The sequence below is a fragment of the Meridianimaribacter sp. CL38 genome (assembly GCF_004328055.1).
Classification (GTDB): Bacteria; Bacteroidota; Bacteroidia; order Flavobacteriales; family Flavobacteriaceae; genus Gaetbulibacter_B; species Gaetbulibacter_B jejuensis.
On sequence record NZ_QKWS01000001.1, the window covers coordinates 427,387 to 446,394 of the forward strand.

The 19,008-nt window shown below is 33.2% G+C and carries 13 protein-coding genes and 1 tRNA gene; all 14 read right to left on the bottom strand.

Annotated features, from left to right (window positions below):
• Nucleotides 1-6 precede the first annotated feature (6 nt).
• Nucleotides 7-1,455 carry a RagB/SusD family nutrient uptake outer membrane protein gene (locus tag DMZ43_RS02045; RefSeq protein WP_131506003.1) on the bottom strand — a complete coding sequence of 483 codons (1,449 nt, stop codon included), beginning with the start codon at nucleotides 1,453-1,455 and terminating at the stop codon, nucleotides 7-9.
• Between the two features lie 16 nt (nucleotides 1,456-1,471).
• Nucleotides 1,472-4,552 carry a TonB-dependent receptor gene (locus tag DMZ43_RS02050; RefSeq protein WP_131506004.1) on the bottom strand — a complete coding sequence of 1,027 codons (3,081 nt, stop codon included), beginning with the start codon at nucleotides 4,550-4,552 and terminating at the stop codon, nucleotides 1,472-1,474.
• A gap of 422 nt (nucleotides 4,553-4,974) precedes the next feature.
• Complete coding sequence (locus tag DMZ43_RS02055; RefSeq protein WP_131506005.1) at nucleotides 4,975-5,352, bottom strand: cupin domain-containing protein; 378 nt, start codon at nucleotides 5,350-5,352, stop codon at nucleotides 4,975-4,977.
• 26 nt (nucleotides 5,353-5,378) lie between these two features.
• On the bottom strand, nucleotides 5,379-7,682 hold the full coding sequence (locus DMZ43_RS02060) for an alginate lyase family protein (RefSeq protein ID WP_238155751.1): 2,304 nt from the start codon (nucleotides 7,680-7,682) through the stop codon (nucleotides 5,379-5,381).
• Nucleotides 7,683-7,686: 4 nt separating this feature from the next.
• Complete coding sequence (locus tag DMZ43_RS02065) at nucleotides 7,687-8,454, bottom strand: SDR family NAD(P)-dependent oxidoreductase (protein ID WP_131506006.1); 768 nt, start codon at nucleotides 8,452-8,454, stop codon at nucleotides 7,687-7,689.
• Nucleotides 8,455-8,472: 18 nt separating this feature from the next.
• Nucleotides 8,473-9,579 (bottom strand): polysaccharide lyase family 7 protein, encoded by a 1,107-nt coding sequence (locus DMZ43_RS02070; protein ID WP_131506007.1) that lies wholly within the window; start codon nucleotides 9,577-9,579, stop codon nucleotides 8,473-8,475.
• Between the two features lie 16 nt (nucleotides 9,580-9,595).
• Nucleotides 9,596-10,870: an Nramp family divalent metal transporter gene (locus DMZ43_RS02075; protein ID WP_131506008.1), complete on the bottom strand. Its 1,275-nt coding sequence runs from the start codon at nucleotides 10,868-10,870 to the stop codon at nucleotides 9,596-9,598.
• A 16-nt stretch (nucleotides 10,871-10,886) separates the two neighbouring features.
• Nucleotides 10,887-12,782 (bottom strand): NADP-dependent phosphogluconate dehydrogenase, encoded by a 1,896-nt coding sequence (gene gndA, locus DMZ43_RS02080; protein WP_238155752.1) that lies wholly within the window; start codon nucleotides 12,780-12,782, stop codon nucleotides 10,887-10,889.
• A gap of 6 nt (nucleotides 12,783-12,788) precedes the next feature.
• The gene (locus DMZ43_RS02085) at nucleotides 12,789-13,814 is read right to left on the bottom strand and encodes a polysaccharide lyase family 7 protein (protein WP_131506009.1); all 1,026 of its coding nucleotides are present in this window, start codon (nucleotides 13,812-13,814) and stop codon (nucleotides 12,789-12,791) included.
• A 19-nt stretch (nucleotides 13,815-13,833) separates the two neighbouring features.
• The gene (locus DMZ43_RS02090; RefSeq protein WP_131506010.1) at nucleotides 13,834-16,155 is read right to left on the bottom strand and encodes a chondroitinase-B domain-containing protein; all 2,322 of its coding nucleotides are present in this window, start codon (nucleotides 16,153-16,155) and stop codon (nucleotides 13,834-13,836) included.
• A gap of 79 nt (nucleotides 16,156-16,234) precedes the next feature.
• Nucleotides 16,235-17,221: a T9SS type A sorting domain-containing protein gene (locus DMZ43_RS02095; protein WP_131506011.1), complete on the bottom strand. Its 987-nt coding sequence runs from the start codon at nucleotides 17,219-17,221 to the stop codon at nucleotides 16,235-16,237.
• Nucleotides 17,222-17,234: 13 nt separating this feature from the next.
• Nucleotides 17,235-18,149 carry a polysaccharide lyase family 7 protein gene (locus DMZ43_RS02100; RefSeq protein WP_131506012.1) on the bottom strand — a complete coding sequence of 305 codons (915 nt, stop codon included), beginning with the start codon at nucleotides 18,147-18,149 and terminating at the stop codon, nucleotides 17,235-17,237.
• A 259-nt stretch (nucleotides 18,150-18,408) separates the two neighbouring features.
• Nucleotides 18,409-18,482: transfer RNA gene (locus tag DMZ43_RS02105), tRNA-Arg, on the bottom strand.
• Nucleotides 18,483-18,489: 7 nt separating this feature from the next.
• Nucleotides 18,490-18,939 (bottom strand): GatB/YqeY domain-containing protein, encoded by a 450-nt coding sequence (locus DMZ43_RS02110; protein WP_131506013.1) that lies wholly within the window; start codon nucleotides 18,937-18,939, stop codon nucleotides 18,490-18,492.
• Nucleotides 18,940-19,008 lie beyond the last annotated feature (69 nt).

The window sequence follows — 19,008 nt, forward strand, 5'->3', positions numbered from 1 at the left end:
TTTTAATTAGTACCCAGGGTTTTGGGTCATTAATCCTCCACTTAAATTAATTTCTCTATTAGGAATAGGTAATAGTAATGCTCTTGAGGTATAATCTGGATAACCCATTTCAGAAGCATGCGCGCTCAAAACAGCATCAGCTATACCAAATCTTACTAAGTCAAAAAAGCGGTGGTTTTCAAATGCTAATTCAACTCTTCGCTCCATAATAAGGTCGTCTCTAGTAATTGAGGTAACAGGAGTAGTTAAACCTGCTCTATCTCTAACCTGCTGAAAAGATGTAATAGCTGCTTGATTTCCGGTAACTTCAGCACCAGCTAAAATAGATTCAACATGCATTAATAATACATCAGCATATCTTAACACAATCCAGTCATTACCAGCTAATCTTGGTGGATTTGGTCCATAATTACCATCTTCATCTCTCATATATCCATCAGGTAGATACTTACCAACTTCGGTTAAATCTGAAGATGTTGGAGATTGAAAATAAGAAACACTTGTTCTATTTCCTCCATAAGCTTCAAAGTCGGCTATTAAATTATTGTTTACAATATTTAAACCATCTTGTCTTCCTGCGTCTGCTGTAAACTCAGATGAAAATCCTTGAGCATCTTCAGAGAAACCAGAAGAATATCCTACAGAAAAAATGATTTCATCGTTAAGTTCTTGATAAAATACATCATAAAAATCTGGAAGTAACGTAAACTGTGGCGTTCCAATGATAGCTTCACACATTTGCTGTGCTCCTATGTAATTAGGGTTAGGTAATGTTAAGTATACTTTAGCTAAAAGTGCTTGAGCTGCAGCCTTACTTGCTCTATTTTTAGAACCGCTATTGTTTAAGTCGTCAACTGCAATTAGCAAATCATCAATTATTAAATCATAAATTTGAGATGTTTCAACTCGTGTATACAATGCTTCACTTTGAGTTGGATTTACAACAGATGTTACCATAGGCACATCACCAAATAATCTAACAAGATTAAAATAAGCGTAAGCTCTTAAAAATTTTGACTCAGCTGTGTAAGCTGCTCTATTACCTTCATCTGCAACCTCAATAAAGTCTAAAATATTATTTGCTCTAAAAATAATCTCATACATACTAGCATAATAATCTTCAACTTCAACATTATTAGCATCTACTAAATACCTATGAAAATCTGCTTTAGAACCTTCAGTAGTTGCAGATCTTGTATTATCTGAACGCATTTCAGTAACTAAATATTCAAACTGAACACCTCTATTAACTAAACTTGAGTTTGATGTGGTTTCTTCTGGAATACCTTGAATAGCATCATACACACCAAGGATACCTGCCAATACTTCCTCATCACTATTAAAGTATGATGTTACTACTACTCGTGAATCTGGAATTGGATTTAAGAAGTCATCTTCATTACAAGAAAACATAACTCCTATTAAAACGAAAGCTAAATATTTTATATGTTTCATAACTATGATTTTTTTATTAAAAGTTTACATTTAAACCAAACGACATTGTTCTAAACAAAGGCGTTCCCGCTCTTTGAGCTCCATAAGCAGTTGGTCTATCATCGTCAACATACTCTGGGTTGAAACCTTTGTAATCGTCATCGGTTATGTATAGTAAGTTTTGACCTGTAGCGTATAGTCTTACCGATTCTATTCCCAATTTAGATGTAAGAGTTTTAGGTAAGTTATAGCCAATATTTACATTACGAAGTGAAAAGTAACCTGCGCTTTGTATTATATCATTTGTATGTACACGTTCTTGTAAAAACGATGCGTCAGGAATTATACCTGCATCAACAACAGCTTGAGGACTGTTTGTTGCTCCTTGCCAATGAGTAAAGAAATATTGGTCTCCTACGTTTCTCACTTCAGCTCCATGGCTACCTTGAATCATGAAAGAAAAGTCAAAATTGCCAATATTAAATTCATTTGTTAAACTCCAAATTAAATCTGGATATGGATCTCCTAAAATAGTTTTATCAGCACTAGTAATTAAACCATCTCCATTTAAATCTTTTACAATAACATCTTCAGAAAGACTATTAATTGGGAAGTATGGCGTATCCCAATACTCGTTTGACAACTCTCTATCTACAACGTAACCATAAAAAGATGATATTGGGTTACCTACAAGATTAATCCATTCTGAATTTCTACCATAAGTATCAACTAATATTTGACCATTTGAGTCTCCAAAATTTGTAAGTTCGTTTTTATTGGTTGAAGCTATTAAGGTTGAATTCCACTTAAAGTTTTCATTTGTAATGTTTTTGGATCTTAACTCAAATTCAAATCCACTATTAACAACTTCTCCTAGGTTTACGATACCATTATTAAATCCAGTAACATAAGATACAGGGTTATCTAACAATAACTTATCACTAGTTCTTTTATAGTAATCTAAAGATCCTTGAATTCTATTGTTTAGGAACCCAAAGTCAATACCTGGGTTAATCTCTACTGAAGCTTCCCACTGTAATAATGCATTAGCAATGTTTAGTGCACTTGGTGCATTTACAATAGTTCCATCAATAACAGCAGTTGTATTATCTAATAAAGCTAAGTAAGGGTACCAACTAGTAATGTCATCCCCTAAACTGAAGTTCTCGTTTCCTGTAAGACCGTAACTTGCTCTTAGTTTTAATTTACTAACAACATCGCTCTCTACCAAGAAACCTTCATTGTGCATATTCCAACCAACAGAAACTGCTGGGAAATTTCCCCATTTAGAGTCTACACCAAATACTGAACTTCCATCTCGTCTAAACGAAGCATTAAGTAAATATTTGTCTTTATATGCATAATTTACTCTCGCAAAATATCCTATTTTTCTACGTTCTATATTATACTCTTCAAATTCTGTAATTTGTGTAGCTCCTTGTAAGTTCTTTAATAAATCATTAGAGTATCCTGTACCTAATACTTCGCTATTTTCTGTTCTTCGTTTTTGAATAGTTGCTCCTAACAACACATTTAAATCATGATCTCCAAATTGCTTAGTATAGTTTAAAGTATTATCAGAAATAATTCTGGTTCTAAATCTATTATGCAACTCATATGATGCGTTTGCAGCTCCATTTTGATGAAACTTAGTTCCGTTCCAACGTGTTCTTTTTCTTTGTTCTAGGGTAATACCTAGTGATGTTTTAGCTGTAAGACCATCAGTGATTTCATAGCTTAAATATGTTGAACCTAAAAGATTGGTTTTAAACTCATAGTGTTCTCTCTCTACATATTGAGCGTATGGGTTTGCATCTCCTGAAGTTCTTGGTCTGTTATCACTACCATCACCATCTAAATCTAGTTCAATTAGGTGGTCTTCCATAAAATAATCACCTACTGTTACATTAGGATATGCATTAAAATCAACAAATTGAAGCGATTCTTCTGTATGGTATATTGGTAACCATGGTGATTGCCTGATTGGATTATGAATAGATGTTGGTAAAGCTCTACGTTTAGAATATGATGGAGTAGCACTAAAACCAAACTTTAATTTGTCAGTTAGTTTGCTATCTATTTTTGCCTTAGCACTATATAGATTATAATCATCAGTTAAAACAACTCCTTCATCTCCTAAATATCTTAATGATATACTAAACTTAGTATCCTGAGTTCCTCCTCTTGCTGAAAATGAATGACTTTGAATAAGTCCATCTTCAAAAAACACATCTTGCCAATCTCTATCAACACCCAAAGTGGCAACCAATAATTGCATGTATTGAGTTCTCTCTGAAAGTTCTCCTGTCTCAGCAAGCTCTTTTGCCGCCCAATCAGAAACACTTTTTCTATAATCATCGCTACCAAAAGCACTTTTAATACCAGCATAAGTTTGGTAACTAAATTTTGTTTTACCTGATTTTCCGCTTTTAGTGGTAATTAAAATTACTCCGTTTGAACCTTCACTACCATAAATTGCAGCTGATGCAGCATCTTTTAAAATTTCAAAAGACTCTATATCGTTCATATCCATATTTCCAAGGAAATCTGAACTTACAACTAATCCGTCTACAACTACAGCAGGTCCTGACTCAGCATTTATTGAACCAACACCTCTTACTCTAATTGTTGGAGCGTCACCAGCTTCTGCAGATGTTGCTTGAATATTAACTCCTGAAACCTGACCAATTAAAGCATCATCAACCCTAGCTACAGCTATTTGATCTAAACTTTCGTTAACTACTTTAGAAATAGAACCTGTTACAGTAGATTTCTTTTGGGTTCCATATCCAACAACCACGACTTCATCTAGTTTGTTAGTGTCTTCAACCAGAGAAACATTAATTGTCCTTTGATTTTCAATAACAATAATTTGTGTAACATACCCAATGTATGAAAACTGGAGCACATCTCCTGTTTTAACATCAATTTGATAATTACCATCAAAATCTGTCGATGTGCCTTTTGTTGTTTTAAGTATAACAACATTAACACCTGGAATCGGCAAATTATCAACTGCAGAAACAACAGTACCTTTCACCGTAAAGCTTTCTTGCGCAAAAACCGCAACACTAACTAATAGCATCGCAATAATGGTTAGCTTAGTTTTTAAGTTCATAATTAATCATTTAAATTTTTAAAAAGTTAGTTTTTTAACTACTTAAAAACATTTTAAAGCTTTAATACAATCGAGTTTTTTATTACTTTTGTATTAAACTTATGTGCTCTTAGTAGCTACATATTTACTTCCCTCCAAAGAAGTAATTTCCAAAAAGGATAGGCGTGCACCTGTCCTTTTTTTTATTTAAATACCTATCTGAAAAAAATTGGTTTACCAGATTGGTTTACCAAATATATATAAAATTTTGTTAAATACAACGTTTTCGTAAAATTTTATATGTTAAAAAAAGAATTTATCAAAAAATGAGGTTAAAAATTATAGTTTTCAAATACTATTCTCATAATTGACAATTAAAGAGGTCTATAGTTTACTCAATTTTATAATTAAGAAAAACTTGAGACCTCTAAAAAAATCTCGCTTTACGCTTCTTTATCACCAAAATATGATACTGCGCCTCCACTTAAGAAATCTTCTCTTACTGGGCTAAAAGTGTCAATAAGCTCACCTTCCTCTAAACAAACTGCACTGTGCATTAAATTTGGTTCGATATACACACCATCACCTGCTTCAACGATTTGTTTTACGCCATCTATTTCAAATTCAAATTTACCTGAAACACAAAAAGTAGCTTGTGTATGAAAATGTTGATGTGGAGAACCCAAAGCACCTTTTTCAAACTTTACTCTTACCATCATAATTTGGTTATCATAGCCTAAGAATTTCCTTGATACTCCGCCACCAAGTTCTTCCCATTCCATGTCTTTTGTAATAATGTATTTATCACTAAATCGTTTCATAATTTTTTAAGTTTTATGTTTGTGTTTTATTTAAAATAATATGTTCCTGTCCAATTGTAAGACGTTCCGTTAATCTCTACAGTATGTCTTGCTTCTTTTGATGCATTTGTGTTTGCTGTTATAAAAAACTTGGTTTTATCATTTACAGTAGTTATTGCAATAGCAGTATAGTCTTCAGTATCTAACAACACTTTAAGTTCCTTTATTTCACTTCTTGAATTTGTTGCCAATTCTGTAACCGGACTATAATTGCCATGAGCTTCAATTACTGATACAAAAACAGTATTCTTTGTGTTTTTTCGTCGTAATTGGATGGCTGGATCGCGTCTTAAATTAAAATCTGGATCATTAGCACCAATTCTAGTAAACAGTAATTCGTCGTTCGGATTAGTAACAGTAGTTAAACTGTAAAACTTGTTTTGATGCATCCAAGAGAACTGACTATTGTTTGATAATCCTTTAGATTTAGCTTCTAAGTATACATGTTGAAATCCGTTTTTACTTCCTAATACATTTAATGTTTTTGGTGTCTCATACTCAAAATTTGTACTTAATACTTGACCGAAATAATAAAATGGCAAATCGTACTGATTTTTGGTATTTGAATTCACTTTCATTATATCTAAAATGAAAGGTTTGCCTAAGTCTTCATCATAAATTAACGCCATTGTGCGTAATAATTCTGAACCTGGATACGCATTTTCTTCTTTAGCACTTACAACTTGTATAGTTTCATCTTCTGAAGAAAAATAATGTAGAACGGAATGATGCTGACTTCCAACATCATATTTACCATTAAAGTGCGATGTTTCGTTTATCGTCAACGTATTGTGCGCTATTGTTTGTTTAGCCCAAGTTTTGTTTTCCTTTAGGTAGTTTCCGCCACCTTTTTGCTCAATATTTACATAACGTGCTAATCCGTAATCTTGCAAAACCTCATCGGTTTTATCATATAATGAAAAGGACAGTTTATCGTAATGACCATGACTTAATCCTTGTGCTCCGTACTTAAACACTAAGGTCAAATCTTCGTTTTTGGTTCTTAAAATGGCAACACCACCTTGGTTTCCGTCAGACCCATCGCTTAAATTAATAGATGTTTTGCTGAATGGCTCTTCCTTATTTTCCTTTAACCCTAAAGCTACAGACAATCCAGTATCATCTAACATTAATTTATCTTGTGCTTTTGCAACACTTAGCAAACCAGCGTCTTGATTACCGAAATGATAGGTGATATCTACTGCAGATACTAATGCATTGGTTTTGGTAGACATTCCCTTTTGTCCATCGTTAAGCGGGAAGAAGTTACCTTTAGCATCAGACAATTGCAATAAGGCGTTTACAGATTTTAATAATACTGAATCTTTGTATTTAAAAATTTCAAGTTCAGGTTTTGCATTTTGCAAAGCTTCGCCAAAAATTAAAAAAGGATACATTGCATAACGCTGATAATATGGCCCTTCGGTATAATACCCATCTGGTGAAAACGGTTCTTCAAGATTAGCTAAAAAACCAGCTTTTCCGTCTTTATTTATAAATCCGCCATCATTGTCTTTGGCATTAGCATCTAGATTAGCATCCTTAATTCCGTAAAGTGCGCGTTGTACCAATTCGTCATCATCCATAACCAGACCAATCATTCCTACAGCAGCATTACCCCAAGTACTATGATTGTGTACGCGATTGTAAAACTGCGGATTTTCGATAGAAATATAATCGGCAAATGGTCTAAATAAATTGGTTTCCAATTGTTGTCTTTCGTCTTCCGATAGGTAATTGTAAATACAATCATAAGCCTGACTAACATATACCAACCAATTAGAATCGTTTAAGCATTGCCAAAACAATTTACCTCTTGCATATGATCTTGTTTTTGGATGCACTGGCAAGGTCTTGTACATAGCTTCGTATTGCATCAACATATCTTTAACATACTTAGCATATTTTTCATCATCAAGAATTTGATATAACACACCTGCTTTTTGTAGTACTACAAAATTGCGTTTATGACGATCGTGCGAATAACCACCAGAATAGTCCTTTGGTATTGGCATATGGATGCCAGAAGCTATTTCAGCATCAATCTCTTCTTTTACTGCAGCCAATGTTTTGTCAAAAATTGGGATAGTACCAAGCTGCGCTCTTATGTCCTTAACACCTTGTGCTGTTAGAATTAATTTTGGGTGCGCATTAGAATTATCAGTCTGTTCTGCTTTATCTAAAGTACTTTGTGAATCGTTATTACAAGCATAAAATCCAATAGCTATCACAAAAACAAATATTGTTAATGCAGATTTACTATTCATTTTTAATCGATTTACTCTAAGCATAGTTTTACATCGTATATACACCACCATTAATATCTAACGTAGCTCCAGTGATAAATCCATCATACTCAGAAGCCAAATACACAACAGCTCTAGCAACATCATTAGCATTTCCAGCTCGTTCAATTGGAATTCCTGCTATAGTAGCCTTAGCAGATTCTTCAGTGGTGTGAGTATTATGAAACGCAGTTCCTAAAATTAAACCTGGCGCTACAGCATTAACACGAATTCCTTTTGGACCATACTCTGTAGATAATGCTCTTGTAAATGTTAAAATTGCGCCTTTACTAGTAGCATAAGCAATAGATCCTGGATGACCACCTTTTCTTCCAGCCAATGATGCTAAATTAACAATACTACTTGCCTTATGTTTTGCCAAATAAGGTTCTGCAGCACGAGTTACAAACATCATTGATGTGAGGTTAATATCCATTACTTTGTGCCAAAAATCGGCTTCCATATCGATCATTAAACGACGTGCAACAAGACTACCAGCATTATTGATTAAGATATCTAAACCTCCAAGTGCTTCAACCGTTGACTTTACCAAAGCATTTGCATCTTCTTCTTTGGTTAAATCACCACTAATTGCAACGGCTTTTACATTTTTACTTTCAGCATATGATTTTAATTCGTTTGCAGTATCAGCACTGGAAAAATAATGTATTGCCACATTTGCGCCATTATCTATAAAATGCTTAGTAATTGCTTCGCCAATACCTTGTGCACCAGCTGTTATTAGTACGTTTTTATCTTTTAATTTATCGTTTATCATTCTTTATATTTTCTAAAGTTAATCGTTTTTAGTAAAATAGCCTTGGTTTGAAACTGCTTGATCGCTAACCAAGATTTTTGCTTCCTTAAACCAAACTTCCGCATAGTTACCTGTTTCGTATTGCTTTTGAATGTCACCTCCAAAAGTATCAGCACCAGAACACCAATTTTTGTTTACCTCTGGTGATTTACCATTAGTTTGATTATATGAACCCAATTTGAAAAACAACCCTTCACCTTCATAAGCATTTTTACGCTCTAAACCATCTTGACCTATTGGAACAAATAATTTTTGTGTTTGCTCAGGAATATCTGCAACCGTAGTATATTCAGATTCAACAAGGTTTTTGGTAAACGTCTTTGTTTCATGACCTTCACTGGTGAATTTTAAATTCATAATACCATCCTTTACTGTTATCTCGTAACTAAATTCTTCACCTAATTCTATACCATCTTTAGGTTCTTCAGGAAGTTCATCCATTGTGGTTGGGACAACTGAAAAATCGTGTCCCCAAACGGCTGATGAAAAATCCCATCGTCCTGAATTATCTTCACCTTCTGTGTTAATTTCATAATGCCAGAATACAGAACCTTTAGTATGACCAGGATATTTTTTATAGAATATTTTAAGTGGCTCGTTTTCATGACCATCTGCACTATGAATTTGTCCCACAACAACTGCATACGAAGCTGCTACACGTGGATCACCTGTTGATGAAACGTTCATCACTTTTAATGTTGCAGACAATTTATCATCAGCAGTTTTGGCATACCATTTTTTTAGTTGTGCCAACTCAGTTCTTGTATTGTTGGATGTGCCGTGTGTATCACCACCATTTGGCGCCTTGTAAACCACCCAATCTCCCGTAGAATCTGTTACTGTATAGAAGAAATCTTTATGTTGATAGTTATTTGCTTGACCAACATTAGAACCATCTCCCAAAATGAGATTCCATTTATCAAAAAACGGAATAACTTCGCTTGCATACAACGTGTCTTTTGTTGCTGTATCTTCAAGATTTGGACTAGTTGCAGATTTATCATTTTTACAACTTGTATTCAACAACAAAGCAAGATAAAGCCCTAAAGCTATTACTGTTAGTGATTTTACTATTTTTACTATCATGATTGTTTTTTTGTTTTTAAAAATATTCTGTTAGTGCAACTATTCCGTTGTAAGAAATTATTAGAGAAAAGAATAATGCAGTGAACAACCCTACATTTACACCCAAACTTGTTTTATAGTCTTTCATTACTTTTTTATTATTCACTATAAGTATTATACCTAGTATTACTGCAGGTAATACAAACACATTAAATACTTGTGATAAGATTTGGACTTCAATTGGATTAGCACCAAACGCTGGGCCAATAAGTGCTACCAAACAAGCAACAAAAGTTACGATTCTAAATTGTTTGGAATTGGTATCTAGCTCACCAGATTGGTAATCTGCTAATAATAATGGTGCAATTAACAAACAAGGAAAAATTGAAGACAATCCAGCACTTAAAGCTCCGAAAAAGAAAATGGTAACAGCCCATTTTCCTGCAACTGGCTCTAAAGTATTTGCCATATCTAATACGTGTGTAACTTCTTTACCTTGATAGAATAATGCACCAGCAGAAACAGCCATAATTGTTCCACTAATGATAAAAATTAAAATAGCTGCTGTAATAGAATCTCTTTTTTGTTGCCCTAAATTTTTTATGGTCCATCCTTTTCCCTTTACAAACAAAGGTCTCGATAAAAATGTTGCTGCTGCCATAGTTGTTCCTACAAAAGCTGCGACCAGCATTTTGCCACCTGGTACATCTGGTATAGATGGTACAAATCCTTTGATAACATCAACAGGAAGTGGTTGAACAAAAAATAAAGACAATAGAAACGAAAAACCCATTAAGGTTACAAAAATGACCAATATCTTTTCAAAAAATGTATACTTACCAACCAACATTAATAAGTAGAAAGTTATAATGATAACTATAGCTATGATAAGCACAATTTGATATTCATAATCGTGCAGTCCTTCAAAATTTAAAGCTAGAATTTCAAAAATAATGTTTGATGAAATTCCCAAAATTCCCATTAGAGAATTCCACTGACCAAATGTTATACCAACAATAATGAGAATAGCTAAAGCCTTTCCATATTTAAGATGCTTTTTAAATCCATATAGCGCAGTTTCACCAGTAATCAACCCATAATTTCCGTATGCAAACATCAATACACCAGAAAACAGACAACTTAAAAACAACACCCAAAGTAATTGCATATTAAATTTGCTACCAGCTACAATCATTGAGGTAACACTACCTGTACCTATGGTATAACCGATTGCAAAAATTCCTGGGCCAAAACCTAGAATTATAGCAATGATTTTTTTGAGTAATGTTTTTTTTTGTGTTGTCTCATCCATAATAGATGTAATGTTTTTAGTTAGTTAGCTTGGTCCAATTGGTATGATAGCTTTTATCTGAATTATCATCTAAGCGTTTATAAGTATGTGCCCCAAAAAAATCGCGTTGTGCTTGTATCACATTTGCCGAAGCATAAGCTGTAGTAATACCATTAAAAAACTGAAGCGCTTCGCTTAAAGCTGGTGTTGATAAATCATTTTGAAGTGCTTGTGATACAACCTGTTTTATTGATGGTTTGTATTGCTTTAAATGTGTTGAAATTTTTGAATCTGTCAATAGGTTTGAAGTCGTTTTAAACACAGCAACTAACTCTTGCATAAGTGCTGATTTAATGATGCAACCACTTGTCCAAATACGAGCAATTTCACTTAGGTTTAAATCCCAATGATACGCTTTTGAGGCTTCATTTATTAATTTAAAACCTTGATAATGATTTATGATTCTTGCGAATTGATAAGCTTCTAAAATATCATTTGCAGACAAATTTAATTCTGAAACTTTAGACGATTTGAATATGCTATTTAATTCCACGCGTTCGTCTTTAAAAAAAGAGATATATCTTGAAAATAAGGCTGAAGCTATCAATGTACTTGGTAAGCCTAATTCTGCTGATGCTATTGTGGTCCAATTACCTGTACCTTTGTTTCCGGCTTTATCCAATATTTTTTTTACCAGCCAATCGTCACCTTCTTTTGTTTTAAAAATTGTAGTTGTAATATCTAATAAGTAACTGCTTGCGGTAGATTTCCAGCTATCTAAAGTCTCTGCAACCTCATCTGGATTAAGTCCTTGCGCTTCTAAAATTGTGGTAACTTCAGCTAACAATTGCATTTCTACATACTCAATGCCATTATGTACCATTTTAATAAATTGCCCACTTCCTTCTGGACCAACGTATGCACAACAAGGTAATCCATTTGCATCTTTAGCGGCAATCGTTTCTAAATAAGGCTTTACAAGATTGTAAGCCGCTTTATCTCCACTTGGCATAATAGATGGACCAATTAAAGCACCTTTTTCGCCACCAGAAACACCAGTACCAATAAAATGAATTTGCTTAGATTTTAAATATTCGTAACGTTCTTTAGTTTTTTTATAGTTTGAATTTCCGCCATCAATTAAAACATCATTTTTAGATAAATGCGGTAATAAATCTTCTATTACATCATCTATAGTTTTACCTGCATTAACCATTAACATTATGCGTCTTGGTTGTTGTAAAGAATTTACAAATGCTGAAATATCGTCATAAGCTTCGGCGTCTTTTAATTCAGGATATTCTGTTTTAAAGTCTTTTGCCACATCAACCTCAACGCCATCAACGTGCCTGTTGTACATCGAAATTTTGAATCCGTTATTGGCTAAATTTCTACAAAGGCTTTTACCCATTACACCTAAACCAAATAATCCAAATTCTGAGGTTTTCATTAAATCATTTTTAATGTGTTTTACTATATCTTGAGGTGATGAACTAATATCTACTTGTATTGCATTTCTTGGTGTCTCGAGCGTATCAAACTGTGACTGCAATAATTGCGATGTCATAAAATGACCTTGTCGGTTATTTAAACGTTCAGAGATTAAATTGAAATCACCTGTTAAATGAATCCATTTTACTTGGTTTTCAATAGTATTGCTTAATGTATTTCTATACGTTTCTTTTAATGCCGAACATACAATAATGCAACTATTGGTTTTAAGTTGGTTTTTAGCCAATCTATTCAATGTCTCTAACCAACCTTGTCGGTCTTCATCATTTAAAGGCTGACCATTAGTCATTTTAGCTACATTCTGTTCTGGATGAAAATCATCGCCATCAAAATATGGGATATTCATTTCATCAGATAGCAATTTAGCAATAGTGCTTTTACCACATCCAGAAACACCCATTATGAAGATTACTCTTTTCAAAATGCGCTATTCTTTTGGTTCTTCAGATGCACCAACACTACCTTTTTTAAACCAAACTTCAGCATACGATCCGTTTTCATATTGTTTAGCGATATCACCATTATAAGTTTCAGAATTTGTGCTTTTTCTATTGGCTTGGTTGTATGCGCCTTGTTTGAAAAATTGCTTTTCGCCAGCATAAGCAGTATCACGCTCTACGCCAACAGTACGCGTTGAAGAATATCTATCAATTACCTGCTGTGGAATATCTGTTTTATTAGCAAAATCTGATTTCAACAAGTTTTTAGTAAATGTTTTAGTTTGGTGTCCTTCACTTGTAAAAGTTAAGTACATGATGCCTTTATGTACGTTTACTTCGTAGCTAAATTCTTCTCCTAAAGCAATCCCATCTTTTGGTTCTTCAGGATAGTTTGTAGCACTATCTCCTACCACTGAAAAATCATAGCCCCAAACTGCTGTAGAATAATCCCAACGACCAGCATTATCGCCTGCTGTATTAATCTCGTAGTTCCAGAATACTGAACCTTTGGTATGTCCAGGAAACTTTTTGTAATAGATTTTTAAAGGTTCATTCTCGTGACCTTCGTCACTATGTATTTGCCCAACAACTACTGAATATGATGATGATTTTGTAGCATCACCAGTTGTAGATACGTGTTGCACTTTTAATGTTCCTGTTAATTTACCTCCTTCTTCAGGAATCCAACGACGCTTCTCACCTAACTCAGATCTCGTATTACTAGAGTTAGGTGAAGTGATACCAGCATTTGGTGTTTTATAAACCACCCAATTGATACCAGCTTCATTTTCTACATAGAAAAAATCGTCTTTTTGAAAGTTAACCAAATCGTTAGACGTTGTGCCATCACCAAGTAATATTTTCCATTTATCCATAAACGGAATAACATCACTAGGATATGCAATTGAAGTTTCTACAGGTGTTTCTTGTGCTGCTTTTTCAGTCTTTTCTGATGTGTTTTTACAGCTTAATAGTGCCGAAAAAAGTGATATTGTTAATAGTATTTTTTTCATTGTATTTATTAATATTCGCTTAGTACATTAAGGTTTGCTTTAGGTTTTCTTCTACTCTAATTTCACCAGAATTTTTAATCTCGTTATTAGAATGCGAATTATTTTTTGCACCCCAAAGCAGTGCAACTAACTTCACCTTATTATCTATAAATGTATTGTTAGAAATAGTGACATTTATGATGCCTCTGTGATTAATTAAAATGCCATTATCTTCTTTAGCTCCACAATTTTTAAAGGTTGAATTTGAAACTTCTAAATTTCCACCAATGGTAGACTCATCATAACCACCACGATAATAATCAATCACGTTTTTATCTACATTAATGAAATTACAATTAGAAATTATTAAATATTCGGTGTTATAATCACCTTTGTCATTGGTTTCTTCAGATAATTCTAAACCATTTTTACAGTTTGATATTGTACTGTTTTGAAACGTAATACGTTCTGCAAAGGATTCTTTATAAACTTTTAGTACGTAGTTGAAGTTATCCATCTTACAATCTGTAACCGTTAACAGAAAATGGTTGGACATATTTTCCTTTAAACTCGCAAAAGCATAGTTGGTTGCATTACCTTGTAGTGTAACGCCTTTAATCCATAAAAAACCTTTAGGTTGCAACTCAAATAATGGTGTGTTTTCTTTACCAGTATAATTGATGATGGTGGTTTTACGATCGTCCGAATTGATATTGAGTTTCTTATTAATTACTAAAGAAGCCTGAACATTATATGTGCCTGATTTTAACTTAATGATATCGAAATCTTGCGCTTCTTTAATCTTAGCAATTAATTCTTCCGTATTAGAAACTTCAAAAGTTGTTGGCTCTTTAGCTTCCACTTCGTTAGAAAACCAAGATGCGCCATATTTTGATTTATCTAAAATATTTGGGTTATTTACATCAACACCTACTACTGCACCAACACTATTATTGTTGTTTCTTGAGTTGCCAAACAAGTCTTTTGTTATTGTGTTAAAATCGAATCCATTGTAAGGTTCCACACTAGAAGGAATGCCTGTTGGCAGCAAAATGTTATCAGATATTTTTTTAAGTTCTAATGAAGCTTCGGTTAATCCTCCATTATAATTGTTAAATGGTTTGCCTTGATTATCAATCACGTTATTTTTAAACAACACACCATCGGCTTTGTCATTTTCTACAACGATTTGCTCTAAACCTTTTTCATTGTAAACAATGTTGTTTGCAACGGTAGTTCTAATTGCTCTTGCTGATCGAATTTCAGACTTTGGTAAAACATCAGCTTGTGCTAAATTTTGACCAACACCAAATTGCCAAGGTGAACTGCAATTAACATATGTATTGTAAGCTACAACTACATCTGTAACTTGGTTGTAGCGGTTTAATGGTGACTTTGGAATACCATTCATAACTGCCAATGGACTTCTAAAACTCTTTCCTTTTAAGTTGAAAAAATAGTTGTTAGTTACCCAGTGACCTGTGTTTATAATTCTAATACCACCATAATTTTCGTTTACACCATCACCTATAAAGTAATTTCCATCGATAATAGAATAGTTACCATGACGTGTTACCAATGAGCCCTCACTTTTGTAAAACACATTATTTCTAAACTCGTTAAAATTGGTTTTACTTGAAATGACTTCAACCTCTCCATTACATTCTTCAAATAAATTATTAGCCACCAATGTGTGACTTGGCGACATTGATGTATAGCTATCTCCTAATTGAATAGTCTCACCACTTGGACCACCTTTTACTGGTCTTGGTCCAAAATGGTTATTAACAATTTTATGATAATTATTAATACTTTCTACACCTGCAATACTAACTCTTACCGTTGGTCCACGATTGGTTTTTCCTGCTATATAACAGTTACTAAGCTCGTTATGTCTTCCCCAAAAACGCACCCACAAATCGTCGTTATCTCGTTTTGGTTTATTAAAGTCTTCAATGACACTATTTGTAAATTTACAGTTGTTTGCAATTTCATCTAAAGTATCTTTATTACTAATTTTAAAATCTACAACTGCACTTGATGGGGAAAAACCATTTCTAAAATACAGTCCGTCTACCACTAAATATTCTCCACCAAATTTTAGATAAGATTGTCCTTCTATAAAAACTTTACCTGGTGTTTCTGCCTTTAAGGTAATTGGTTTTTCCTTAGTCCCTTTATTTCTAAATTTTATTTGAACATCTTTATAAGTACCATTAGCTAACACAATATTATCACCTGCATTTGCTGTTTTTAGTGCTTCATACAATGAAACATTATCGGTTACTTTTATAATATTGGATTGCTCTTGGCACGAATACAATACGAATGTGAGAATAAATAAAAAAAGAAGTTTTTTCATAAGGAATTTTAAATCTATAATAAAGCTAAAGCCTTTTAAAAACATAAAAGACTCTAACTGTTGAAAAATAATCAAATAACTATTCTATAATTATTTTCTTGGTTGTGATAGCGTTGTTTTCTGACATTAATCTAACCAAATACAACCCTTTAGTTAAACTTGAAACATCAATAGTCCCTTGACCAAAATTAGTTTGAAGCACTCTTTTTCCTAATAGAGAAAAAACTTCAACATTAACATTGGCTGCATTTATATTTGTTTCAATATTTAAAACTGATTTTACTGGGTTAGGATACATCTTAAAATCTGCTTTAGAAAATTCATTGGTTGATAAAGAACCTTCCACAAGTGAGAAGTTATCATAAAACACCTCTGTAGAACTATCAACAGAATTTAATGATCTTACATAGACTACAACAAAAGTATTAGTCGCTGTAAATGTTACTGAATTAGTAGTAAACACATCAAAATCATTAACAATCTCCATATAACCATCTACGCTAATATCATTCTCACCATTATCATTAATTCCTGTCTCTTCTGTTATCTCGGTATTTAGTAGATAAACCTCAGAAGGCGTTCCCATTGCTTCAGAACGTGACTCTACAGAAAAGGTATATTCATTACCAATTGTAAGACCTTCAACCTTTTGATATAATCTTCTTGAACAACCAGTTATGGCAGGACTACCATCATCATAGAGTTTTACACCTCTAGTGCCATTATTTCCATCACTTGTTGAACCAGGTTGTTCATCTAAACTACCAGGAGATCCTAAATAGAAAATTTCTAACCAATCTTCTAAAGCGTCATTATCCCAAACTGCTTGATAAGGACTAGGAATAGCATTTCCTGCTTCATCAAGGATTTCATTATTTGGAGTCATATCATAAGCATCAGCATTATCTGAAGTACTTCCCATTGTACCTGCACTAGTTCCGTGGTCATCACAAGTTGGGTTTAACATTAAATTCTGAGCACTCATAAAATTTGAACTCATCAATGAAACCGAAAAACAGCTCATAATTAAAATGAACCTTCTGTTGAAAAGTAATTTTGTTTTCATATCGATTGTTGTTTTAGTGGTTAATATTTAGATTATAATATTTCACATAAGAAAATGCGGTTTCATCTATTGAGGCTAAATAATTACCAGCTTTAAAGTAGTTTTCAAAAGGCCATTTAACTAAACTTATATCTTGGTATATGTAAGGTTCATTATCATTAAGTTGAACTTCTATACGTGCGTTTGAGGCTGTAATTCTAAAATCAAAAATTTCGTAACCAACATAACCTAAATTAACCTTTATATCAGACCACGTACCATCATAAACACCATATAAATCAAAACCATCGGTAGACTCATCAACCAATGATTTTTTATGACACCATATATAACCATCTTTCCAATAAATCTTTATTAATGGAGGACCGTTGTTTCCATCAAAATTATAAGTATCCATATCCTCTTGTGAAATAATACCATGGATTTGCATAACAATGACTCTATGGTAGTCTTCACTTGATGAGGAATTGTTTTCTGAAATACTTTCCACTTTTAAAGTACCTGTCATTTCTCCACCTTCAAGAAGTGTCCAGTTATCTTTTGAATTGCTTGGATTAATTAATTCTCTTAATTCCGTTCTTGAATAAGAACTATTGGTAGTTGAGACACCTGGATATGTATAAAAAACTATTGAAGAATCCTCTTCATCATCGTACATAAAAGGCTGTACAGCTTCTAGAGTTTGATACCCATAATCTATTAAATCGTCAGGTTGGTATTCATCTGGTTTACCATTATTATCCTCATCTACTGGCAAGGTCACTTTCCAATTAGAAAAATCGATATCAGCATAAGTAGTGATTACTTCATCATTTTCGTCATCAGGATCATTCACAACTTGATTGTTGTTCTCGACAATACTAGTATCAGAATCGCAACCCAAAACAGGATGCAAGAGGATAAGACAAAGTAATAATTTCAGTTTCATTTTAAATTGGTTTACCAGATTGGTTTACCAAAAATAAAAATATTTTTATAAAAAGCAACTTAATAATTGCTATTTATTCAAAAAACACCTCTCAAAATTGACTAATTCACAACAATACTGTGAATTAATTCAGTTAGAGCATAAAACCAAAATTCAATGAACTTTTATTAAATGAACTAGAGAACAGGCACTAATTCCTTAAAAAAAAAAAAAAAAATCCTAACCCATTATTTTACTAATGAATTAGGATTATATTTTGTGACCTCGAGAGGATTCGAACCTCCAACCCTCAGAGCCGAAATCTGATATTCTATCCAGTTGAACTACGAGGCCAAAAGCCTTACGCCAATTGTTGTCTTACAATTGTAGAAATGGTTTTACCATCAGCTTTTCCTGCCAATTGTTGTGTTACTACTCCCATTACTTTTCCCATGTCTTTCATCCCTTCTGCACCAACTTTAGCAATTACTTCTTTTACTACATTGGTTATTTCATCTTCGCTTAACTGCTCAGGTAAAAATTGGCTTATAACCTCAGCTTGCGCTAATTCAGGTTCTGCTAAATCAGCTCTATTTTGTTCAGCAAAAATTGCTGCACTATCTTTACGTTGCTTAACTAGTTTTGAAAGAATTTTTATCTCTTCTTCACTTGTTAATTCTTCTTTTGTACCTGTTTGGGTTTGTGCTAATAATATTTCAGATTTTACTGCTCTTAATGCTGCTAAAGCCAATTGATCTTTTTCTTTCATTGCTGTTTTCATAGCAGCCATTACGTCTTGTTGTAAGCTCATACTAGTTTGAATTAATTAGAATTGCGAAGATACTAAGAAAAAACACAAAAAGTAAACCCGGAAACTACC